The sequence below is a fragment of the Pseudomonas sp. Pseusp16 genome (genome assembly GCF_047324915.1).
Classification (GTDB): domain Bacteria; phylum Pseudomonadota; class Gammaproteobacteria; order Pseudomonadales; family Pseudomonadaceae; genus Aquipseudomonas; species Aquipseudomonas fluorescens_CD.
Window position 1 is genome coordinate 6,371,282 of sequence record NZ_CP168522.1, and the last position, 20,981, is coordinate 6,392,262.

20 protein-coding genes are annotated in these 20,981 nt (G+C 61.2%); 11 read left to right on the forward strand and 9 right to left on the reverse strand.

The features are described 5' to 3' along the window. The first annotated feature begins 37 nt into the window (after positions 1 to 37). A complete protein-coding gene (locus tag ACEN8Q_RS28980; RefSeq protein WP_413425199.1) occupies positions 38 to 934 on the forward strand; it encodes a helix-turn-helix domain-containing protein in 897 nt (298 codons plus the stop codon). 9 nt (positions 935 to 943) lie between these two features. On the opposite strand, the gene ACEN8Q_RS28985 is transcribed toward ACEN8Q_RS28980, so the two are convergent. Together ACEN8Q_RS28985 and ACEN8Q_RS28990 are read right to left on the reverse strand one after the other, a co-directional pair. Continuing rightward, on the reverse strand, positions 944 to 1,120 hold the full coding sequence (locus ACEN8Q_RS28985) for a hypothetical protein (RefSeq protein ID WP_413425201.1): 177 nt from the start codon (positions 1,118 to 1,120) through the stop codon (positions 944 to 946). Positions 1,121 to 1,328: 208 nt separating this feature from the next. Beyond that, entirely contained in the window at positions 1,329 to 2,234 is a 906-nt protein-coding gene (locus ACEN8Q_RS28990) for a LysR family transcriptional regulator (protein WP_413704081.1), read from the reverse strand. Between the two features lie 224 nt (positions 2,235 to 2,458). Between ACEN8Q_RS28990 and ACEN8Q_RS28995 the strand changes: the two genes are divergently transcribed. Continuing rightward, a complete protein-coding gene (locus ACEN8Q_RS28995) occupies positions 2,459 to 3,337 on the forward strand; it encodes an MBL fold metallo-hydrolase (RefSeq protein WP_413704082.1) in 879 nt (292 codons plus the stop codon). 33 nt (positions 3,338 to 3,370) lie between these two features. Then, on the forward strand, positions 3,371 to 3,985 hold the full coding sequence (locus ACEN8Q_RS29000; RefSeq protein ID WP_413704083.1) for an NAD(P)-dependent oxidoreductase: 615 nt from the start codon (positions 3,371 to 3,373) through the stop codon (positions 3,983 to 3,985). A 124-nt stretch (positions 3,986 to 4,109) separates the two neighbouring features. On the opposite strand, the gene ACEN8Q_RS29005 is transcribed toward ACEN8Q_RS29000, so the two are convergent. Continuing rightward, positions 4,110 to 4,991, reverse strand: coding sequence for a LysR substrate-binding domain-containing protein (locus ACEN8Q_RS29005; RefSeq protein WP_413425209.1), 882 nt, complete (start codon positions 4,989 to 4,991; stop codon positions 4,110 to 4,112). 159 nt (positions 4,992 to 5,150) lie between these two features. Between ACEN8Q_RS29005 and ACEN8Q_RS29010 the strand changes: the two genes are divergently transcribed. The 6 genes from ACEN8Q_RS29010 (at position 5,151) to ACEN8Q_RS29035 (ending at position 12,774) form a co-directional block, all read left to right on the forward strand. Then, a complete protein-coding gene (locus ACEN8Q_RS29010; RefSeq protein WP_413704084.1) occupies positions 5,151 to 6,788 on the forward strand; it encodes a 5-guanidino-2-oxopentanoate decarboxylase in 1,638 nt (545 codons plus the stop codon). Further along, complete coding sequence (locus ACEN8Q_RS29015; protein ID WP_413704085.1) at positions 6,785 to 8,233, forward strand: aldehyde dehydrogenase family protein; 1,449 nt, start codon at positions 6,785 to 6,787, stop codon at positions 8,231 to 8,233. Before ACEN8Q_RS29010 ends, ACEN8Q_RS29015 begins: the two co-directional genes overlap by 4 nt. A 304-nt stretch (positions 8,234 to 8,537) precedes the next feature. After that, positions 8,538 to 9,641, forward strand: coding sequence for an extracellular solute-binding protein (locus ACEN8Q_RS29020; RefSeq protein WP_413704086.1), 1,104 nt, complete (start codon positions 8,538 to 8,540; stop codon positions 9,639 to 9,641). Between the two features lie 166 nt (positions 9,642 to 9,807). Beyond that, a complete protein-coding gene (locus tag ACEN8Q_RS29025) occupies positions 9,808 to 10,716 on the forward strand; it encodes an ABC transporter permease (RefSeq protein WP_057396286.1) in 909 nt (302 codons plus the stop codon). Then, complete coding sequence (locus tag ACEN8Q_RS29030; RefSeq protein ID WP_413425216.1) at positions 10,713 to 11,561, forward strand: ABC transporter permease; 849 nt, start codon at positions 10,713 to 10,715, stop codon at positions 11,559 to 11,561. Before ACEN8Q_RS29025 ends, ACEN8Q_RS29030 begins: the two co-directional genes overlap by 4 nt. Before the next feature lie 157 nt (positions 11,562 to 11,718). Then, positions 11,719 to 12,774, forward strand: coding sequence for an ABC transporter ATP-binding protein (locus tag ACEN8Q_RS29035; RefSeq protein ID WP_413425218.1), 1,056 nt, complete (start codon positions 11,719 to 11,721; stop codon positions 12,772 to 12,774). Between the two features lie 131 nt (positions 12,775 to 12,905). Here ACEN8Q_RS29035 and ACEN8Q_RS29040 read toward each other — a convergent pair whose 3' ends face one another. Continuing rightward, a complete protein-coding gene (locus tag ACEN8Q_RS29040) occupies positions 12,906 to 13,835 on the reverse strand; it encodes an AraC family transcriptional regulator (protein WP_413425220.1) in 930 nt (309 codons plus the stop codon). A gap of 339 nt (positions 13,836 to 14,174) precedes the next feature. On the opposite strand from ACEN8Q_RS29040, the gene ACEN8Q_RS29045 reads away from it, so the two are divergent. Then, a complete protein-coding gene (locus ACEN8Q_RS29045; protein WP_413425222.1) occupies positions 14,175 to 14,528 on the forward strand; it encodes a putative quinol monooxygenase in 354 nt (117 codons plus the stop codon). A 41-nt stretch (positions 14,529 to 14,569) separates the two neighbouring features. After that, positions 14,570 to 14,800, forward strand: coding sequence for a hypothetical protein (locus ACEN8Q_RS29050; protein ID WP_085714463.1), 231 nt, complete (start codon positions 14,570 to 14,572; stop codon positions 14,798 to 14,800). Here ACEN8Q_RS29050 and ACEN8Q_RS29055 read toward each other — a convergent pair whose 3' ends face one another. The 5 genes from ACEN8Q_RS29055 to ACEN8Q_RS29075 form a co-directional block, all read right to left on the reverse strand. After that, on the reverse strand, positions 14,801 to 15,430 hold the full coding sequence (locus tag ACEN8Q_RS29055; protein WP_413425224.1) for a flavin reductase family protein: 630 nt from the start codon (positions 15,428 to 15,430) through the stop codon (positions 14,801 to 14,803). Positions 15,431 to 15,681: 251 nt separating this feature from the next. Next, entirely contained in the window at positions 15,682 to 15,873 is a 192-nt protein-coding gene (locus ACEN8Q_RS29060) for a hypothetical protein (protein WP_413704087.1), read from the reverse strand. 224 nt (positions 15,874 to 16,097) lie between these two features. Next, on the reverse strand, positions 16,098 to 17,417 hold the full coding sequence (locus ACEN8Q_RS29065) for an MFS transporter (RefSeq protein WP_413425228.1): 1,320 nt from the start codon (positions 17,415 to 17,417) through the stop codon (positions 16,098 to 16,100). Between the two features lie 314 nt (positions 17,418 to 17,731). Then, entirely contained in the window at positions 17,732 to 19,057 is a 1,326-nt protein-coding gene (locus ACEN8Q_RS29070) for a sigma-54-dependent transcriptional regulator (RefSeq protein ID WP_413704088.1), read from the reverse strand. Next, complete coding sequence (locus ACEN8Q_RS29075) at positions 19,051 to 20,817, reverse strand: ATP-binding protein (protein WP_413704089.1); 1,767 nt, start codon at positions 20,815 to 20,817, stop codon at positions 19,051 to 19,053. The genes ACEN8Q_RS29070 and ACEN8Q_RS29075 overlap by 7 nt, the downstream gene beginning before the upstream one ends. Positions 20,818 to 20,981 lie beyond the last annotated feature (164 nt).

Here is a 20,981-nt window from a genome sequence, read left to right on the forward strand (position 1 = left end):
ATCGCCCGTCATCTATTCCGAGGCCTGGATTGAAGTGATGAACAAGCCTGACCTGCCTTCGATTCCGGTGTTCAAGCTCTACGGTGAAAGCCTGGATTGGCCGACCCCGGACTTGCTGCACTGTGAAACCATTTCCAAACGCAGTAGCGAACATCATTGGGAAATCAAACCCCACCGCCACGCTGATTTGTGCCAGTTGCTCTTCGTATTCAAAGGTCAGGCAGAGCTTGAAATCGAAGGCCAGCGTACGCAACTGGTGGAACCGGCGATCCAGATCCTGCCACCGCTGTCAGTGCATGGCTTCCGTTTTTCCGAGGACGTGGAAGGCTTTGTCGTGACCCTCGCCGCGCCGTTGATCGCCCACCTGCAGATGCAACTGGGGCAATCGGTCAATGCCCTGGCACAGGCCGAAAGTTACCCGGCAGGCAAGGACGCCGAGTACCTCAACAGCCTGTTCAGTGCCTTGCAGAACGAGTACACCAGCCATCAACCGGCGCGGGAAATGCTCATGCATTCGCTGGTCAGTGTGATCATGGTGTGGGTCAGCCGCCAGGTGATCCAGCGTCGCACCGCCATGGCGCGACCGCAGCGGGCCCGGGAATATCTCAACGGCTTTATTCAGCTGGTGGAAGAGACCTATCGCCAGCACGTCAAGGTCGAGGACCTGGCACACCGGCTGGGGATTTCCGTGTCCCACCTCAACGGCACTTGTCGTGAGCTGGCGGGGCAACCGGCGTTGCAGATCGTGCACGAACGGCAGTTGCTGGAGGCCAAGCGTTTGCTGACCTACACCAGCATGACCATTTATGAAATGTCCGACGTGTTGGGGTTTTCCGATCCGACCAATTTCACGCGCCTGTTCCGGCGTCGTGTGGGGATTTCGCCCAAGGCGTTCCGCGACCGCTTGAAAGCCGATCAGGGCAACGAAGCCTGACCCCCTTCGTTACCGGAGGGCATCGAGGGTGGCGTTGTGGGGAACGCAGTGCTCGAAGTTGCAGGTTGCGTAATCACGGGGCAGGTTGCGCAATTGCTCGACGCGCCAGGCTGCAGCGCCATAAAGCCCGAGCGTGACCGCGCAGGTGATGAAGATCGCGAGGTATCTTCTCGTTTTGATGTTCATGGCGTTGACCTCTGAACGAATACCTTTCGGTATTACTTTGAGCATAGGTCAGCGCCTGTGAGTTACCAGCCATGACACGCCATTCAGACCACTGATGACTTCCACTTGTGGGAGCGGGCTTGCTCGCGAAAGCGATATTTCATGCGCAAAATTTGCATTGGATGTACCGACCTCTTCGCGAGCAAGCCCGCTCCCACAATTGATCCGGTTACAGGCCGATATCCCATTGTGGTTCTTCCGGAAATCTAAGCACCAGAAAGTCCAACAAGCTGCGCAATGCCGCCGGCATGTGCTTGCGCGAGGCATACACCGCATACACGTTCATTTGCCGGGGTTCGGCCGTCGGCAGCAGGCGAATCAATTCGCCGCTGTGGATGTGCACGCCGGCCTGGTACGTGGGCAGCATCGCCACCCCGGCGCCGGCGAGCGTTGCGCGCAACAGCGTGCTGGCCTCGTTGGCGCTGATGTTGCCCTGCACCGGTACTGAAACCTGTTCGCCGTCCTGCTCGAAATGCCAGAGGCTTTTGCCGAAGTAGGAATGGGTCAGGCAATTGTGCAGGCTCAGGTCCTCGACCCGTTGCGGTGCCGGGTGCTCGCGCAGGTAAGCGGGGGACGCGCAGATCACCGAGCGGCAAACCGTAAGGCGACGGGCGATCAGGTTCGGGTCCAGGTCGTTGCTGGTGCGGATCGCCAGGTCGATGCGCTCATCCACCAGGTTCACGGTGCGGTCGAGCATCTGCATGTCGATGCTGACGCCGGGGTAGCGTCGCACATAGGCGGCCATGGCATCGGCCAGTTGCGCCTGGCCGAAGGAGGTGCTGACGCTGATCCGCAGCAGGCCGCGCGGTGCGTCATCCGGTTCGCTGACGGCGGCTTGCATGTCGCTGGACAAATCGAGCATCTGCCGGCAGCGGGGCAGGATTTCGGTGCCGGCGGCGGTCAGGCTCAATTTGCGTGTGGTGCGGTGCATCAGGCGTGCGCCGACCCAGTCTTCCAGTTCCGCCAGATACCGCGATACCACCGGCCGTGACAGCTCCAGATGATCGGCGGCGGCCGACTGGCTGCCGAGGTCGACCACCGTGACGAACACGCGCATTGCTTGAAGACGATCCATGATTTGCCCGCTTTCAGAAACAAACTATGTTCAAGCATCGCATTTTTTGTACTGAGTCAGGCAACTAAGCTCTGTTCCTCTGTAGGAGCGAGCTTGCTCGCGATGGACTCGAAGACGCCGCGTATAACCGGTATCCCGCGTTATCGTTAACGACCATCGCGAGCAAGCTCGCTCCTACAAAAAGGGCATTCGCCTAGCTAGGCATTCGGACAACGGAGCAACAGATGATCGGATTCACCATTCTCAAGCGTGTTTTGCTGGCAAGCGCCGCCCTCGGTTTTGCCGCCCATGCCAGCGCCTCGACCCTGACGCTGGATGTCTACAACCCTGGCGAAAAAGCCATCTTCCCGGTGACCTCGGTGCTGGTCAGCGGCGAAAAGGAAGCGATTCTGGTGGATGCGCAATTCGGCAAGTCCCAGGCCGAACAGGTGGTGGAAAAAATCCGCGCCAGCGGCAAGCAGCTGACCACCATCTACATCAGTCACGGTGACCCGGACTACTACTTCGGCCTCGATACCCTGACGGCCGCGTTCCCCAAGGCCAAGGTCCTTGCTTCGCAGCCGACCGTTGACCACATCAAGCAAACCGTCGACGGCAAACTGGCATTCTGGGGCCCGAAAATGGGTGCCGATGTGCCGGCCAAAACCATCGTGCCGGACGTGCTCAAGGGCGACAGCCTGATCCTCGAAGGGCAGAAGCTGCAGGTGGTGGGTCTTGAGGGCCCGCAGCCGGATCGCAGCTTCGTGTGGATTCCATCGATCAAGGCCGTAGTCGGGGGTGTCGTGGTGGCGCAAAACATCCACGTGTGGATGGCTGACACCCAAACGCCACAGTCCCATGCCGATTGGTTGGCTACGCTGCATTCCATTGAAACCCTGAAACCGCAGACCGTGGTGCCGGGTCATTACCTGGGCGACAGCACGGGTTCATTGGCCTCTGTGCAGTTCACCGCCGACTACATCAAGGCCTTCGATGAAGAAACCGCCAAGGCCAAGGATTCTGCCGCACTGATCACCGCGATGAAAAAACGCTTCCCGACCTTGGGCGACGAAAGCTCTCTTGAGCTGAGCGCCCAGGTCGCGAAGGGCGAGATGAAGTGGTAACCCATTGAGCTACCCAACCTGTTGGAGAATGTCATGAGCAAAATCGCAATCATCGGGGCCACCGGTCGTGCCGGTAGCCAATTGCTGGAAGAGGCCTTGCGTCGCGGCCACAGCGTCACTGCCATTGCCCGCGATACGTCGAAGATCGCTCAGCGTGACGGTGTGGTCAGCAAAGATGTCGATGCCCTCGATGCCGCGGCCCTGCAAGCAGCCGTCGCCGGTCATGATGTGGTGATCAGCGCCGCGCATTTCTCGACGTTGCCGGCGAGTGCCGTTACCGGGCCGGTGAAAAAGGCTGGGGTCAATCGCTTGCTGGTGGTGGGCGGTGCGGGGTCGCTGTTGTTGCCGGATGGCACTCGGGTGATCGATAGCAAAGGCTTCCCTGAGGCTTACAAGGCAGAGGCCAGCGCCGGTGCCGAATTCCTCGCAAACTTGCGTGAAGAGCGGGATCTGGAGTGGACCTTCTTGTCGCCATCGGCCGAATTTGTCGAGGGCGAGCGCACGGGCAAGTTCCGCGTCGGCAAGGACGATTTGCTGGTGAGCAGCGCAGGGCGCAGCTGGATTACCTTTGCCGACTACGCGATCGCGATGCTCGATGAAGTGGAAGCACCGAAGCATTCGCGGCAGCGGTTTACGGTCGGTTATTGAAGATCACTGATCTCCTGTAGGAGCGAGCTCGCTCGCGATGATCGCCAACGATAACGCTGGGAACCTGATACCCCGCGGTATTCTCAGGTTCATCGCGAGCGAGCTCGCTCCTACAAGGTATTGTTCAGCGCGATTGTGCCTGCTCCACCAGCCAGCCCATCAATTCGCGCAACTTCGGCGAAGGCCCGGGTTTTTCGGGGAATACCAGGTAATACGCCAGCCCGGTTGTCACCTTCAATTCGAATGGCATGACCAGCCGCCCGGCGTTCAGGTCATCGCCGATCAGCGACCAGTCGCCAATCGCCACCCCCGTTCCCTGGGACGCCATCGACATCGCCAGGTCCAGTGTTTCGAAATGCTGACCCTTGCCGACATTGCTCAACTGTACATCCGCGGCTTTCAACCAGGCCTTCCAGTCCCGTTCATCGCGGGTCGGATGCAACAGCAGGTGTTGTTGCAGATCGGCTGGAGTCTGCAGGGGCATCGGGCCTTCGAGCATCGGCCTGGAACACACCGGCGTGAGTTGTTCATCGAAGAGCTTTTGCGACATCAATGAATCGTCCGGCGGTGCGCCGTACATCACCGCCGCATCGAACTGCTCGCGATGAAAATCCACGCCGTGCTTGACCGTGGTGGTCAGTTCCACCGGCACGTCCGGGCGTTCCCTTTGCCATTGCAACAGACGCGGCAGCAACCAGCGCATGACGCAGGTCGGAGCCTTGAGCTGCAGGGTTTCGCGCTTCTCGCCGATCTGCTCCACCGCCTCGTCGATCAGACCGAAAATCTGCTGGACCCGCGGCAGCCATTCCCGTCCTTCGGCTGTCAGGTCCAGGCCTCGGGCCTGACGGATGAACAATTCATAACCCAGAAAATCTTCCAGCCCGGCGATCTGCCGACTCACCGCGCCCTGGGTGATAAACAGCTGTTCGGCAGCACGGGTGAAATTGCAGCACTGCGCGGTAATCAGGAATGTGTGCAGCGCCGGCAGGGGAGGCAGTCGTTTCATTGGGATCCAAGGTATGACGTGAGGACATGGCTAGTATGACTTTTTATCCATTGTTGCGGCTACGTGTCGCCCGTTCCAATGAGGCCATTCCCGGGCCTGCGAATCCATCATAAACACAGCGCATGCCCGGCGTCTCAAACGAACAAGAAGGGCAAAGACATGGCGACGTGTGGCGAAGTATTGGTCAAGTTACTCGAAAACTACGGAGTCGAGCAGGTGTTCGGCATTCCGGGGGTTCATACCGTGGAGTTGTATCGCGGGCTGGCCCGTTCGAGCATCAACCACGTCACGCCGCGCCATGAACAGGGCGCCGGCTTCATGGCCGACGGCTACGCCCGCACCAGCGGCAAACCTGGTGTGTGCTTCATCATTACCGGCCCAGGCATGACCAACATCACCACCGCCATGGGCCAGGCCTACGCCGATTCGATCCCGATGCTGGTGATCTCCAGCGTGCAATCGCGCAGCCAGTTGGGCGGCGGTCGCGGCAAGCTGCATGAGCTGCCGAACCAGGGCGCATTGTGCGCCGGTGTCGCGGCCTTCTCCCACACCCTGATGTCGGCATCGGAATTGCCGGGCGTGCTGGCTCGCGCCTTTGCGCTGTTCCAGGCTGGCCGTCCGCGTCCGGTACACATTGAGATTCCGCTGGATGTGTTGGTTGAAGACGCCGACGACCTGCTGACCAGCCTGCCGGTCAACATCGACCGCGCCGGTGCTTCGCCGAGCGCCGTGTCGCGCATGACCGATTTGCTGGCCGGCGCCAAGCGTCCGCTGATTCTCGCCGGCGGCGGTGCAATCGACGCGGCGGCCGAGCTGACCGAGCTGGCCGAGCTGCTGGACGCACCGGTAGCCCTGACCATCAATGCCAAGGGCATGCTCGCCTCCGGCCACCCGCTGCTGATCGGTTCGACCCAGAGCCTGGTCGCCACCCGTGCTCTGGTCGCCGAGGCCGATGTGGTACTGGCCATCGGCACCGAGCTGGCCGAGACCGACTACGACGTGACCTTCGCCGGTGGCTTCGAGATTCCAGGCCAGCTGCTGCGCGTGGACATCGACCCGGACCAGACCGTGCGCAACTACCCGCCGCACGTGGCATTGGTGGCCGACTCGCGCAACGCCGCCCAGGCCTTGCTCAGCGCCTTGTCGCACAAATCCCTGGCCGAGCGCCGCAACGATTGGGGGCAAGTACGCGCCGCTCGTCTGCGTGAAGACCTGGCCGCTACCTGGGACGCACCGACCCTGGCCCAGACCCGTTTCCTGGAAACCGTGCTGCACGAACTGCCGGACGCCGTGTTCGTCGGCGATTCGACCCAGCCGGTGTACACCGGCAACCTGACCTTCAACCCGGAGCGTCCGCGCCGCTGGTTCAACTCGTCCACCGGTTACGGCACTCTCGGTTACGCCTTGCCTGCGGCCATTGGTGCCTGGCTCGGCGGCAGCGTTGAAAACGGCGCTCGTCCTCCCGTGGTGTGCCTGATCGGCGACGGAGGCCTGCAGTTCACCCTGCCGGAACTGGCCAGTGCCGTTGAAGCGCGCACCCCGGTGATCGTGCTGCTGTGGAATAACCAGGGCTACGAAGAGATCAAGAAATACATGGTCAACCGCGCCATCGAGCCGGTCGGCGTGGACATCTACACCCCGGACTTCATCGGAGTGGCCAAAGCATTGGGTTGCGCGGCCGAAGCCGTCAGCAGTGTCGAGAAATTGCGCGGCGCCTTGCGCGTGGCCACCGATCGCCAGGGTCCGACCCTGATTGAAATCGATCAGGCCGAATGGATGCAGGCGGTGTCGAAATGAGTTTCCCGACTACCCTGGATGGCCTGTACATCAACGGCCAATGGTCGGCGGGCAATGAACACCTGCGTGTCATCAACCCGGCGACCGAAGCCCTGTTGACCACGGTGAACGGTGGCGATGAACGCGCGGTCGATCAAGCCGTGAGCGCGGCGACCCAGGCGTTCGCCGCCTGGTCGAAAACCACGGGCGCCGAACGCGCTGCCATCCTGCGCAAAATCGCCGCGGGCGTGCAGGCCAATCGCGAAAAACTGATGCACTTGCAGTCGAGCAACAACGGCAAGCCGCAGTTCGAAGCCGCGATCGACGTCGATGACGTGATCGCCACGTTCGAGTATTACGCCGGTCTGGCCGAAGGCCTGGACGCGAAACAGGACAGTGCCATTGAGCTGCCGAGCGACGACTTCAGCGCTCGCTTGCGCCGTGAGCCGTGCGGTGTGGTTGGTCTGATCGTGCCGTGGAACTTCCCGATGGTCACCACCGCGTGGAAACTCGCCCCGGCCCTGGCCGCCGGTTGCTGCGTGGTGCTCAAGCCTTCGGAAGTGACGCCGCTGCCGGAACTGGAACTGGCGGCAATCATCGCGCAAGCCGGTGTGCCGGCGGGTGTCTTCAACCTGGTGTGCGGCACCGGCCTGGCAGTTGGCGCTCCGCTGTCGGCTGACCCACGCATCGCCAAAGTGTCGTTCACCGGCAGCAATGCGGTCGGCGTGCAGGTCATGCAACGTGCGGCGGAAACCGTCAAGGGCGTGAGCCTGGAACTGGGCGGCAAATCTTCGCTGCTGGTACTGGCCGATGCCGATATCGACCTGGCGGTGGACGTGGCTTGCGGCGGCGGTTTCTTCAACGCCGGGCAAATGTGTTCCGCCACCAGCCGTGTGCTGGTCGCCAATGAGCTGGCCGACGAGTTCCTGACCCGTGTGAAAGCCCGTGCCGAAGCGATTCGCGTGGCCGACCCGTTCGACCCGAACGTGGAAATGGGCGCCCTGGTCAATCAGGCGCAGTACCAGCGCGTGCTCGGTCACATCGATCGTGGTTTGAGTGCCGGCGCCAAACTGGTTTGCGGTGGAAATCGCCCGGCCGACCTGCCGCGCGGATATTTTTTGCAGCCGACAGTCTTCACCGAAGTGCCCCTCGACAGTGCGCTGTGGAATGAAGAGATTTTCGGCCCGGTGATCTGCGTGCGCAGTTTCGCCTCTGAAGCCGAAGCGATTGCCTTGGCTAACGACAGTCAGTTTGGCCTGGTCGCCAGTGTGGTGACGCGCAATGCCGAGACCGCCGACCGCGTCGCCAACGCGTTGCAGGCGGGGCTTGTGTGGATCAACGCACCGCAGGTGATCTTCCCGCAGACCGCCTGGGGCGGCTACAAGCAGAGCAGCATCGGCCGCGAATTGGGGCCGTGGGGCTTGCAGGCTTTCCAGGAAATCAAACACGTGATTCGGGCCGTCTGACGCCTGGCACTGTGTAGGAGCGAGCTTGCTCGCGATGGACGCATGGACGACACGGGCTGTCTGATGCCCCGCATTATCGTTGACGTCCATCGCGAGCAAGCTCGCTCCCACAAGGAAAAGGAGGCATGCGCTGACGTCATGGCTTCAATGAGTTTTTATCGATAGTCAGGTGTTTTACACGACCTCAGGATGAACTCGCTGGCTCAGCCAAGCCCCCGAAAACACAGGGGCTAAAGCTGATCCAGCCGCGCGGATGCAACAGTTTCGACCAGCCTCATACCTACAAAAACAAAGGGAGTCCGTAATGGGCGAGCATGATCTGAACAGACGTCAATTCATCAAGACCGTGGGCGTAGCCTCGGTTGCAGCAGCGGCCATGAGCATGCCGTTCATCAAGGCCAATGCCAGCGATACACGTTTTGCCGGCAAGACCCTGCGTTTGCTGACCTGGTCCGATGACACCGGCCTGGCTGCACTGCGCAACATCGCCGCGACGTTCGAAGACAAGTACGGTTGCAAGGTTATCGCTGACCGCACCGGCAGTACCTCGGAAATGGTCGCCAAGCTCAAGGCCGGCGGTGATCGTCCGCAATACGACATCATCACCCTTGCAGGCGTCGGCGCCGAAGGTCTGGCCGCCGCCAACCTGCTGGAAAAACCCGACCTCAACCGCATTCCCAACCTCGTCGATGTACCGGAAAAGTACCGCACCGGCGCCAATGGCCACGGTATCGGTTACCTGCTGTGGTGCAACAGCCTGGTCTACAGCACCCGCACCCAGAAACAAGCGCCAGACAGCTACGCGGCCCTGTGGGACCCGGAGGTGGCCCCGAACATCTTCCTGCCGCCGCCGAACTGGACCGAGGCCATGGACCTGATCATCATCGCCGCCAAACTGGCCGGTGGTGACGAGCACAACATCGAACCGGGCTTCAAGAAACTCGCCGAGCTGAAAGATCGTGTGGTGACGCTGGGTGAAAACCCGAACCAGATCGCCGAACTGTTCCGCACCGGTTCCCTGGACATGGGCGGTCTGTATGCTCCAGCGTTCTTCCCGAAACAGATCCGCGATCCGAACTACGGCCTGGGCGCCACGTTCGGCATGAAGGAAGGTTTCTACACCGACCTGATGCTGTCGGTGATGCCGAAGAACCGTCCGGGCGATACCGATATGGCCTACGCCTTCATCAACCACTCTCTGGACCCACTGGTGCAGGGCAAGATGGCTGAAGACATCTACAACGGCCCGGTCAACGCCAAGGCGATCATCTCCGCCGAAGCACGCAAGAGTCCGTACATCCTCACGCCGGAGCAGATTGCCGAGAAGGCGATCATGCACGACAACGCCTTCCTGGCGACTGTGCATGACCAGTGGATTCGTCGTTACACGGAAATCTTTTCTTCCTGATCTGTAGGAGCGAGCTAGCTCGCGATGGATGTTAACGATGACGAGGGCTGCCTGAATGAACGTGGCGCCCTCACTTCCTTCGCGAGCTAGCTCGCTCCTACAGGGGATCGGGGTTTACACCCCGCTTCCGTGTGCCATTGATCTTCCATTGACGAGACCCTTTGCTATGGAACACCAACCTCTGACCCATCCGGTGAGTGCCGCCCCCGTGCGCGCTGCTCAGGGTGTTTCGCCAACGGCGCGCGCCTGGTTTTTCCTTTCGCCGTCGATGCTGTTTCTTGGCGTACTGATTGCCGCCAGCCTGCTGGTACTGCGCATGAGCGTGGGCACCAAGGGCGCGGAATGGTCCGGCTTCAGCCTGGCCAGTTACGCCCAGTTGCTGGAACCCTATTACCTCAAATCGCTGATGCTGACCCTGCGCCTGGCGCTGATCAGCGCGGTGATCGCAGTGATTCTGGCGATCCCGGTGGCCTACACCATGTCGCGCCTGACCTCGCCGTTCGTGCGACGGATCTTCCTTGCGGCGGTGCTGCTGCCCTTGCTGGTCAACCTGCTGCTGCAAAGCTACGGCTGGCTGGTGATCCTCGGTCCCGGCGGCATGCTCAACCAGACCCTGATGGGCCTGGGCCTGATCAAGCGCCCGATCATGCTGTTGTACAACCAGAACGGCGTGTTGATGGGCCTGGTGCAAACCGCCTTCCCGCTGGCCGTGTTGCCGATTGCCAGCGCCATGCGCGGTGTCGCTCGCAGCTATGAAGAGGCCGCCGCCACCCTCGGCGCCAGTCGTTTGCAGGTATTCCGCCAGGTGGTATTGCCGATGAGTCTGCCGGGGATCATTACCGGTGCGACCCTGGTGTTCGCCTACAACGCCAGCAGTTTTGTGGTGCCGTTGCTGCTCGGTGGCCGGCGCGTGCCGATGCTGGCGGTGATGGTGCATGACCAGATCGCCCCGCTGATGAACTGGCCCGCCGCATCCGCTGCCGGTGTGGTGCTGATCGTTACCACCCTGGCGATCATGACCCTGTCCGAATACATCACTGGCCGTCGTCGCCGCATGCTGGAGGCTTCGCAATGAGTACCCTGATCAAGAAGCGCCAGTCACTGTTGCCGGGTGATACCGGCAAGTTTGCCGGCATCCTCTCGGGCTTCATCCTGCTGTTGGCGGTGTTGCCGATCCTGACCATGATCGTGATGTCGTTCAGCGGCGCGTCGAACCTCGACTTCCCGCCGAGCAGCTACAGCCTGCAATGGTACAAAGCCGCCTGGCACACCTTTGTGTCACCGGACGCCAGCGACGTCCTGAGCCTCGGCCAGGCCATGAGCACCAGCCTGCTGGTGTCGTGCCTGACCATGATCTTCGCCACGCTGATCGCGGTGCCGGCGGCCTACGCGCTGACCCGTTGCGAGTTCCGCGGCAAGGCCGTGGCGCTGCAACTGATGTCGTTGCCACTGGTGTTCCCGATGGTGGTGTTGGGCCTGGCATTGCTGCTGGTGTTCGACAGCCTGCCGTTCCACATGACTACCTCGCGCCTGGTGATTGCCCACGTGATCCTCGCATTGCCGTTCGTGGTGAAGAACTGCACGGCGGCGATGCTCTCCATCGGCAGCGAAGTCGAGGAGGCCGCGCAGATGCTCGGCGCTTCACCGCTGCGGGCGATTGTCGATGTGGTGGTGCCGTTGATGAAGTCGGGGATCCTGGCGGGCATGCTGCTGGCGTTCATCGTCTCGTTCAACGAGTTCACCGTGACCTACTTCCTCTACACCATCGATGTGATGACCGTGCCGATCTGGATGTACAGCCGCACCGTGTCTTCGCTCGATCCAACCGTATTTTCGTTTGCCGTGCTGATCGTGCTGATCGACTTCGTCCTGATCTGGGCGCTGGAGAAGTTAGTCGGCGAAGGTGGCGTTTCGTTCTAGCTTCTGCCCGGAGGTGCCTGCGCTCGATCATGCTGCGTTAAAAGTCAGCTCAGAATGCTCATTGACTAAAGTCAACTCCGCTTCTTCGCAGACTTTTGCCTTGCCTGATCATCGCTCGGCGACCTCCAGACAGAACCTTATTTTTGAGGTGATTCTTATGTCTGGTCTGATTCTGGAAAACGTCGAGAAACATTACGGCTCGGCCTGCGCGGTAACGGATGTGAACCTGCATTTGCCCGAGGGCAAGCTGGTGTGTTTCCTCGGCCCTTCGGGCTGTGGCAAAACCACGTTGCTGCGCATGATTGCCGGCCTTGAAAGCCTGACCGGCGGCGAGATCCGCCTGGACGGTGAAGACATCGGCAACACCCCGGCGCACCTGCGCAACTTCGGCATGGTGTTCCAGTCCCTGGCACTGTTCCCGCACATGACCGTGGGCGAGAACATCGCCTATCCGCTGAAACTGCGCGGGGTCGGCAAGGCCGATCAGCAGAAGCGGGTGGTGGAATTGCTGGAACTGATCCAGCTGCAACCGATGATCAATCGTCCGGTGGCCAAGCTCTCCGGCGGCCAGCGTCAGCGCGTGGCGATTGCCCGGGCGATTGCCTCGCACCCGAAGATCCTGCTGCTCGACGAACCGTTGTCGGCGCTGGACGCCAAGCTGCGCGAGTCGATGCAGGTGGAAATCCGTCAACTGCAACAACGCCTGAACATCACCACCATCATGGTGACCCACGACCAGCGCGAGGCCATGACCATGGCCGATATCGTGGTGGTGCTGGGTGAACATCGGGTGCAGCAAGTGGGCACGCCGATTGAAATCTACCGGCACCCGGCCAATGAGTTCGTCGCCGATTTCATCGGCTCGGGCAACATCTTCCCGGCCACGGCGCTGGGCAACGGCAAGGTCTGCCTGCCGGGTGGCGATGCGCTGCAAGTGCCGATCTGCACGAGTATTGCGGCAGGGGAGAAGTTGAAGATGCTGATTCGTCCTGAAGACCTGCAACTGTCGGCACCCCAGGCGACCGCAGGCAACCGCTTGCTGGGCAAGGTGACGTTCGTGCGCGATATCGGCGCGACCATCGAGACCACGGTGGAGTGTTCCGGGGTGTCGTTTACCGCGCTGAGCACACCATGTCAGGGCTTCGGCCTGAGCATCGGGCATCCGGTGTCGGTGACGTTGCCGGCGGAGGCTTGCCGGGTACTCGGGGCCTGATCCGGATTTGATGTTGGCCTTGCTGGCCTTATCGCTGGCAAGCCAGCTCCTACAGGGTATGTGGCGTTCACAGAACCTGTGGGAGCGGGCTTGCTCGCGAAGGGGTCAGCAGCCACACCAAAAATTCCGGATCAGACTGACAACCGCAACCGCGCCAGATCCCTTAACGGCGGCGCGCCGAACAACCGGCTGTACTCCCGGCTGAACTGCGAAGGGCTTTCATAGCCGACGCGATACCCCGCCGCCGAAGCCTCCAGCCCTTCGGCCAGCATCAGCCGCCGCGCTTCCTGCAGGCGAAGCTGCTTTTGATATTGCAACGGACTCATCGCCGTCATCGCCTTGAAACGGTGATGCAAGGTCGACACGCTCAGGTTCACTTCCTTCGCCAGATCATCGATGCGCAACGGCTGCTCGAAGTTGCCGTTGAGCCATTTGATCGCCTGGCTGATGCGATGGCTCTGGCTGTTGGCGATGGCGATTTCGTACAGCCGATGCCCCTGTTTGCTGCGCAACAGTCGATAGAGGATCTCCCGGCGAATCAGCGGCGCGAGCATGGCGATGTCTTTGGGCGTGTCCAGTAGCCGTGCCAGACGCAGCACCGCATCAAGCATGGCGGTGTCGAGTCGTTCGACATACAGCCCGCGCCCGGTCGGCCGGGTGGGTACGCCGAGGGGGCCGGCGTCGGCGATCAATGCAGTGATTTCCGCCGGGTCGATGTCCAGGCGCAAGGCCAGGATCGGTTCCTCGGCCGAGACATCCACCACCCGTCCACTCAGCGGCATCGAGACCGAGACCACCAGGTAGTTCAACGGGTCGTAGTTGAAGTACTCGTTGGCCAACTGAACTTCCTTGCGTCCCTGAGCCATGATGCACAGCGCCGGTTGCGCGAGCACCGGGGCGAACTCGTGGGACTGGCTGTGGCGTGACATGAACAGCGAGGCGATGGCCGTGGCATAACTGCCGTCTTCGGCGGTGTTACGGCGGATGATCGCCGCCAGTTCCGCGCGCTGCTTTTCCATGTCGGTGTCCAGCGGGGCTTGAAAGTGATCGGGCGACGACATGCGAGGCATCCTCGGCAAGGCAGGGTGGGAATGGAGCAGAGCATAAGTTTGTGCAAGTGACAGTGGTAGACACATCCTGCCGGATGCTTGCCTGATTCTGCCTGGGCTCGACCGGCGGTATTAACACTAGAGCCTTGCACCGGAAAAACTTGCTTGAAACTCGTATGGCAGAACCGTGACAGGGTTTTACCGCTTGTTACAGGCTTCCCATGCAGTTTCGCAGGATTGTGCAACGCACCGGCAGGAATCGACTAACGAGACCGGCGTCGCGGCCCTTAACCTTTGATCCTGTCGCAGCCCGTCCCCCGGCTGCCTCGCGACTCCCCGGGAGGGTTGAACATGTCCAAGCAGATCCCCGTCAGTCATATGGCCTTCGTTCGAGCGCGCGCCGGGCGCTCGGTGGAACTTGGTGTGCGCCTCAGTGCCCTGATCGAGCCGTCCCGCGCAGCGCCGGGCTGCCTGAGTTTTGCCTTGCAGCATTCGCAGTGCGATCCGGATCTGTGGCTGGTGTCCGGTTTCTGGAGCAATCAACAGGCCATGACCGCGTACTTCAGCACGCCGGCGATGGAGGTTTTTGCCGAGCTGGTGCAGGACCTGGTGGTCAATAGCCTGGATTTCCATACCTTCAAGGATGTGTCGGCGGCGCAGGCCCTCGGTCAGTCCGCAGTGGCGGTACACAAACTGGCCGGTTGAGGGTTTAATGACAGCATTCTCAACCAGCCAGGATTCGCGACATGGCACGTAAAGCCTTTGAACACTTTGAAGCTGTTTCCGCTGTAGTACCGGGCGAGGGTGGTTACCACGCCGCTATCGCCGTCAAAGCGCTGGGTGGTTCCGGCGCCCCGCGTTTTCACAAAGTGCTGGAAGGCCAGGTCTTCAAGACCGCCCACGAGGCCGATGATGCGGCCGCCAAGGAGCTGACCCGCCTCAAGGACGTCAAGGAAAACACCGACCTGCTCTGGTGATCACTTCACCGCCCCCGGGCGGTACATCTTGAACAACGCCTCAGGCCCCAGCTGGAAATAATCCGCTGGCCCGCCGCCGCGCAGAATCGGTTCTGCCGCGGCGGTGTCGTATATCCCATCCTTCAACAACCATTTGGCGATATGCACGGCGACCACTTCGCCGAGGATCAGCCAGCTCGGCACCACATTGCCGTCCGCCCGTTGCAACTGGATGATCTGCGTGACCTTGCACTCGAACGACACCGGGCTTTCGGCCACTCGTGGCACCTGAATCACCTTCGAGGCAACGGTCGTCAGTCCGGCCAGTTCGAATTCGTTGACCTCAGGCCCGACCATGGCGCAGCTCTGGTTCATCTGCTCGGCCAGCGGCCGCGTGGCCAGGTTCCAGACGAATTCACCGGTCTGTTCGATGTTGTTCAGGCTGTCTTTGCGCCCGACGCTGGAAAAACCGATGATCGGCGGAATGTAGTTGAAGGCGTTGAAGAAGCTGTAGGGCGCCAGGTTCAAACGGCCTTCGGCATTCTGTGAAGAGATCCAGCCAATGGGGCGTGGGCCGACGATGGCGTTGAACGGATCGTGGGGCAGGCCGTGGCCGTTGGCGGGTTCGTAGAAGTGGATGTCGTCGGGCATTGGAGAGAATTTCCGGAGCGGGCTGGAGACGCTCATGGTGCAAGCACGCGCCGCAGATTTCCAGCCGGATTCAGCACTTGAGGTGATGAGGTCAAATGTGGGAGCGGGCTTGCTCCGGGCGGCGTTCCGACGAATGCGTCGGCACATCCAGCATCAATGTGACTGATACACCGCTTTCGCGAGCAAGCCCGCTCCCACAGGTTCCATGGTTGACCCGAATACTTCTACGTCCCCCCAATTCCCCTCCACAATCAGCCGATACTTTCAGCGGAACCGGTTTTATCGAAGCCATCGGCGGCATAGGTGCCCGAACGGGCGTGCTCGATGGCAGCGCTGGTGCCGGTGCCGTAGGAGGCCGAGCCGGTTTTGTCGTAACCGTCGGCTGCAAAGGCATTGGCAGCCAGCACGGAAAGGGTCAGGGCAAGGATCAGTCGGGTTTTCATGACAGGTACTCCAGGTACGTTCGTAATGGGTTCGTTCAGATGCTCTTTCGAGGCCTGTAACGGATATACGTGCGTCCTGTTCATCTGGATGCACTCAGGCGCAGGGTGCGGCCGGTGAATTAACCGATGATTATCTTGCTGGAGGGGGAGACGAATGGTGGCCTTCGCGAGGTCGCTCGCGAAGGCTCATGGCACTCACCGTTGCAGTGAGTGCCGGTGGACGGTCAGTCCGTCACGATCCGCGAATGCTTGCGGGTGTCTTTCATGGTCACGTACACCAGCAACGACACGGCAATACACGCGGTGACATACCAGTAGTAACCGGTTTCCATGCCGATGCTCTTGAACCACAGCGCGATGTATTCGGCGGTGCCGCCGAAGATCGATACGGTCAGTGCGTATGGCAGGCCCACGCCCAGGGCGCGAATCTCGGTCGGGAACAGTTCGGCTTTCACCACGGCGTTGATCGAGGTATAGCCGCTGACGATGATCAGCGCCGCCATGATCAGGAAGAACGCGCCCCACCAGGTCGTAACGGTGTGCAGGGTGGTGAGGATCGGCACGGTGAACAGGGTCCCGAGGATACCGAAGGCAATCAGGATCGGCCGGCGACCGATTTTATCCGACAGCCCGCCGATGACCGGTTGCAGGCACATGAACAGGAACAGCGTGGCGGCGGAAATGGTGGTGGAGTCGGAAATGCTCATGCCGACGGTGTTCACCAGGTATTTCTGCATGTACGTGGTGTAGGTGTAGAACGCCAGGGTACCGCCCATGGTCAGGCCGACCACGGTCATCAGTTCCTTGGGATGACGCAGCAAGGTGCGCATCGCGCTTTCCTTGGCTTTCTCTTTTTTGGTGAACGACTCGGTCTCTTCCATGCCGCGACGCAGGTACAACGCAACCACGGCACACAGCGCGCCGATGGCGAACGGGATGCGCCAGCCCCAGGCGTAGAGCTCTTCGGTGGTCAGCAGTTGTTGCAGCACGATCAGCACTGCCAAAGCGATGAGCTGGCCGGAGATCAGGGTCACGTACTGGAAGCTGGAGTAGAAGCCGCGACGCTCCTTGGTCGCCATTTCGCTCAGGTAAGTGGCGGAGGTGCCGTATTCGCCACCCACCGACAGGCCTTGCAGCAAGCGCGCGAACACCAGCAGTATCGGCGCGCCGATGCCAATGACTTCGTAGCTTGGGCTCAAGGCGATCAGCAGCGAGCCGAAGCACATCAGGTACACCGAGGCCATCAGGGCCTTTTTGCGCCCGACCTTGTCGGCATACAGGCCCATCAGCCAGCCACCGATCGGACGCATCAGGAAGCCCACGGCGAAGATCGCGGCGGTGTTGAGCAGTTGGGCGGTGGTGTCGCCTTTGGGGAAGAAAGTCTTGGCGAAGTACAGGGAGAAGGCGGCATAGACGTACCAGTCGTACCACTCGACCATGTTGCCGACGGAACCGCTGAAGATCGATTTGATGCGACTGGAAGTGGTTCTTTCTTTGGCCGGTACGGCAGCCGACCCAAGCGGCAGGGAGTTGGAGTTATCCATTGAAGGATCCTTCATTTAATTGTTTTTGTGGAGCGCGATGAAACGCAGCCTGCCTGGGCTATAGCAGGAGCTGTGCCAACGGGGAGAGGGCCGGTTTAGAGGGGGGAGGGTGTTTCAGTGAGCGGAAATCCGCTTATCTGTGGTTGGTGGTGGGCGGAAAGTTGCTTATTCGGGCTCCTGGGTTTGTGTCGCCTGTACCGGCCTCTTCGCGAGCAAGCCCGCTCCCACAATTGATCTGAGACGTACACAAATCTTGTGTTCACTGGAGATCCACTGTGGGAGCGGGCTTGCTCGCGAAGAGGCCAGTTCAGGCGCTACAAAAACATCTCCCGACTCAACCCATGCCGCTGCATCTTTTCATTGAAGGTCCGGCGCGGCAGCTGCAGTTCTTCGAGCACCGCCTTCACATCACCCTTGTGCCGGGTCAACGCCGCACGCAGGCATTGCGCCTCGAACGCTTCCTGCTGTGCCGCCAGTGACTGGCCGGGCTCGATGCCCACTGGCTCCGGTTCACCCAAACCCAAAACCTGACGCTCGGCGACGTTCGCCAGTTCGCGCACGTTGCCCGGCCAGTCATGGCTCAGCAGGTGGCTCAACTGCGCGCCGCTCAATGGTGGAAATTTACGTCCCAGCCGTTCAGCGGCGTTTTGCGCAAAGGATTCGAACAGCAAGGGTATGTCTTCACGGCGTTCGCGCAAGGGCGGCAGGCGGAGTTCCGCGACGTTCAAACGATAGGCCAGGTCTTCGCGAAAACGTCCGGCCCGCGCTTCGTCGAGTAGGTCCGGTTTGGTCGCGGCGATGATGCGCAAATCCACGCGGATGCTCTGGTTCGACCCCAGTCGCTCAAGCTTTTGCTCCTGCAGCACCCGCAGCAACTTCACCTGCTGGGCCAGCGGCATGCTTTCGATTTCATCGAGAAACAGTGTGCCGCCGTCGGCGTACTCCAGTTTGCCAATGCGCTTGCCGGACGCCCCGGTGAACGCGCCGCTCTCGTGACCGAACAGCTCGGCCTCGAACAATTGCTCGGGGATGGCCGCGCAGTTGAGTGCGACAAAGGGCTTGTCGGCCCGCGGCCCGAAGTCGTGCAGGCAACGCGCAACCAGTTCCTTGCCGCTGCCGGTTTCACCGCGAATCAGCACGTTGACCGGCAGTGCTGCCAGGTCCAGCACCTGCCGCCGCAGGGTCTGCAAACCCCGGGACACGCCGAGCAGCGTGGCATCCAGTTTGGCGCGGTTGTCCGCCTGCTCGTGCAGCGCACGGTTTTCCAGCACCAGCCGGCGCTTGTCGAGGGCGCGGCGCAGGCTGCCAAGCAGGGTTTCCGGGCTGAAGGGTTTTTCGAGGAAATCGTAGGCACCGTCGCGCATGGCCTCGACGGCCATCGGTACATCGCCGTGGCCGGTCAACAGGATCACCGGCAAATCGGCATCCCGGCGTTGGACCTCGGCCAGCAGTTCCAGGCCGGTCATGCCGGGCATGCGCACATCGCTGAGAATCACCCCGGCAAAGTGCCTGGGCAATTGCGCCAGGCATTCATCGGCGCGGCTGAACAGCTGCACCTCGAAACCCGACAGGCTCAACCATTGCTCAACGGCACTGCGGATGCTGCTTTCGTCGTCGACCACCATCACTGAGTTCAGCATGGTTCATGCACCTCCAGGTCGATGGGCAAGGTCATGGTAAACACGGCACCTTTGTCATGATTGGCGGCACTCAGGCGCCCGCCGGATTCGTGAACGATGGCAAACGATACGGCCAGGCCGATGCCCAGGCCATCGCCCACCGGTTTGGTGGTGAAGAACGGATCGAAGACCTTGGACAGGTTCTCTTCGGCGATACCGCCACCATTGTCTTTCACGCTCAGGCGCCACAATTGCTCGTCGGCTTCCAGGCGGATTTCCAGGCGTTTGCAGGGTTTGTCCTGCATCGCATCGAGGGCGTTGCGCAGCAGATTGATCAGCACCTGTTCCAGACGAATCGCATCGCCGCGCACCCAGGCCGGGCGGGTCAGGTGCAACACCGTGCTGACCTGTTCGTCGCGCAACCTTGTGTCGAGCAGTTGCAGCGACTGGTCCACCACCGTTGCCAGGTCCAGGCGTTCGCGCAGACCGCTGGGGCTCTTGCGAGCGAAGGTTTTCAGGTGGCCGGTGAGGGCCGCCATGCGGGTGAGCATTTCATCCACCGGTTTGAGCGCCTTGTAGGCGTCGTCGACGCGGCCGTTGTCGAGCAGCAGGCGCAAGGTCGCCAGCTGCATGCGCTGGGCGGTGAGCGGCTGGTTGATCTCATGGGCCAGGGCGGCGGACATCTGCCCCAGCGCCGCGAGTTTGGCCGACTGCACCAGGCCTTCCTGGGCGGTGCGCAGGTCGCGGGTACGCTCTTCTACCAGTCGTTCGAGTTCTTCGCGACTGCGCTGGCGCATTTTCGCCAGGCGCCAGCGCTGGTTGAGAAACAGCAGCAGGAACACCAGGGTCAGCCATAGCCCGGCCGCGGCGAGCGCCGCATTGCGGCTGTCTTCGAAGGCGACTTGCGGGCGACGCAGCAGGTGCAGGGTCCAGCCCTCGGCACTCAGCGGCAGGGATTCCCACAGGTAATCCGCCTTGCCGTCCGGACCATCGACCCGAGACAGGTCACTGTTGTCGTCGAAGCGCCGCAACGATTGAAACTCAAGCGGCGTCAGGGGCTGTTTATCGTACTGGCGGGTGGTCTTGAGTTCGGCATGATCGCTATCGCTCAGCGGCTTGAGCAGGCGGTAGCGCCAGCCCGGCTGGTTGGCGATGAAGATGATCCCGCGCGCATCGCTGACCAGCAGCGTATCGCTGCCCTGACGCCACTCGCGCTCCAGTTCGGGAAATTCCAGTTTCACCACCATGGCGCCAAGGAACTGGCCATCGTCATCGCTGACCGCACTGGAGAGGAAGTAACCGGGAATCCCGCTGGTCACGCCTACCGCGTAAAAACGCCCGGTGCCCTGGGTGCGGGTCTGGTTGAAGTAAGGGCGGAACGCGTAGTTGTGACCGACATAACTGCTGGGCAGGCGCCAGTTGCTGGCCGCGATGGCCAGGCCGTTGCGGTCGAGCAATTCCAGGGTCGAGGATTGGGCGGCGCCGTTGATCTTTTCCAGTTTGCGATTCAACGCATCCTGCTGCTCGGGACTCACGGTACCCCTGAGTGCCGAGCGCAATTCCGGGTCCAGCGCCAGCACGGCGGGCAGGGCACGGTAACGTTCGATCAAGGTATGCAGGGACGTGGCGTACAGCGCCAATTGCTGATTGGCGCGGGCGGCGTCTTCGACCATTGACTGACGCACGGAGTGGCGCACGGCCAGGGTCGCGGCGATGGCGGCGCCGGCGATGATCAACAGGGTGTAGAGCGCCAGGCGCAGGGTTCGGGAGGTCGGGAGCATCGAACGGAAATCGGACAAAAGATAAGAGGCGCAAGATAGCATGCGGACTATCTTGCGCCAGATCTCATCTCACTGTGCCCTGGTGAATATCTTGAGCTTTCAATCGCTCATTTTTTTGCACATTTGTTCCACTTCGGTCTCAAGGCACGAAGGTAAGCCACTTG

What these genes read in the sequence shown, in the direction of transcription:
- ACEN8Q_RS29070 (WP_413704088.1), bottom strand. Translation starts at nt 19,057, where the DNA reads ATGCTGAACTCAGTGATGGTGGTCGACGACGAAAGCAGCATCCGCAGT.
- ACEN8Q_RS29005 (WP_413425209.1), bottom strand. Translation starts at nt 4,991, where the DNA reads ATGAAACGACTGCCTCCCCTGCCGGCGCTGCACACATTCCTGATTACC.
- ACEN8Q_RS29060 (WP_413704087.1), bottom strand. Translation starts at nt 15,873, where the DNA reads ATGAAAACCCGACTGATCCTTGCCCTGACCCTTTCCGTGCTGGCTGCC.
- ACEN8Q_RS28980 (WP_413425199.1), top strand. Translation starts at nt 38, where the DNA reads ATGAACAAGCCTGACCTGCCTTCGATTCCGGTGTTCAAGCTCTACGGT.
- ACEN8Q_RS29040 (WP_413425220.1), bottom strand. Translation starts at nt 13,835, where the DNA reads ATGTCGTCGCCCGATCACTTTCAAGCCCCGCTGGACACCGACATGGAA.
- ACEN8Q_RS29030 (WP_413425216.1), top strand. Translation starts at nt 10,713, where the DNA reads ATGAGTACCCTGATCAAGAAGCGCCAGTCACTGTTGCCGGGTGATACC.
- ACEN8Q_RS29000 (WP_413704083.1), top strand. Translation starts at nt 3,371, where the DNA reads ATGAGCAAAATCGCAATCATCGGGGCCACCGGTCGTGCCGGTAGCCAA.
- ACEN8Q_RS28985 (WP_413425201.1), bottom strand. Translation starts at nt 1,120, where the DNA reads ATGAACATCAAAACGAGAAGATACCTCGCGATCTTCATCACCTGCGCG.
- ACEN8Q_RS29050 (WP_085714463.1), top strand. Translation starts at nt 14,570, where the DNA reads ATGGCACGTAAAGCCTTTGAACACTTTGAAGCTGTTTCCGCTGTAGTA.
- ACEN8Q_RS29075 (WP_413704089.1), bottom strand. Translation starts at nt 20,817, where the DNA reads ATGCTCCCGACCTCCCGAACCCTGCGCCTGGCGCTCTACACCCTGTTG.
- ACEN8Q_RS29020 (WP_413704086.1), top strand. Translation starts at nt 8,538, where the DNA reads ATGGGCGAGCATGATCTGAACAGACGTCAATTCATCAAGACCGTGGGC.
- ACEN8Q_RS28990 (WP_413704081.1), bottom strand. Translation starts at nt 2,234, where the DNA reads ATGGATCGTCTTCAAGCAATGCGCGTGTTCGTCACGGTGGTCGACCTC.
- ACEN8Q_RS29015 (WP_413704085.1), top strand. Translation starts at nt 6,785, where the DNA reads ATGAGTTTCCCGACTACCCTGGATGGCCTGTACATCAACGGCCAATGG.
- ACEN8Q_RS29035 (WP_413425218.1), top strand. Translation starts at nt 11,719, where the DNA reads ATGTCTGGTCTGATTCTGGAAAACGTCGAGAAACATTACGGCTCGGCC.
- ACEN8Q_RS29065 (WP_413425228.1), bottom strand. Translation starts at nt 17,417, where the DNA reads ATGGATAACTCCAACTCCCTGCCGCTTGGGTCGGCTGCCGTACCGGCC.
- ACEN8Q_RS28995 (WP_413704082.1), top strand. Translation starts at nt 2,459, where the DNA reads ATGATCGGATTCACCATTCTCAAGCGTGTTTTGCTGGCAAGCGCCGCC.
- ACEN8Q_RS29025 (WP_057396286.1), top strand. Translation starts at nt 9,808, where the DNA reads ATGGAACACCAACCTCTGACCCATCCGGTGAGTGCCGCCCCCGTGCGC.
- ACEN8Q_RS29045 (WP_413425222.1), top strand. Translation starts at nt 14,175, where the DNA reads ATGTCCAAGCAGATCCCCGTCAGTCATATGGCCTTCGTTCGAGCGCGC.
- ACEN8Q_RS29055 (WP_413425224.1), bottom strand. Translation starts at nt 15,430, where the DNA reads ATGCCCGACGACATCCACTTCTACGAACCCGCCAACGGCCACGGCCTG.
- ACEN8Q_RS29010 (WP_413704084.1), top strand. Translation starts at nt 5,151, where the DNA reads ATGGCGACGTGTGGCGAAGTATTGGTCAAGTTACTCGAAAACTACGGA.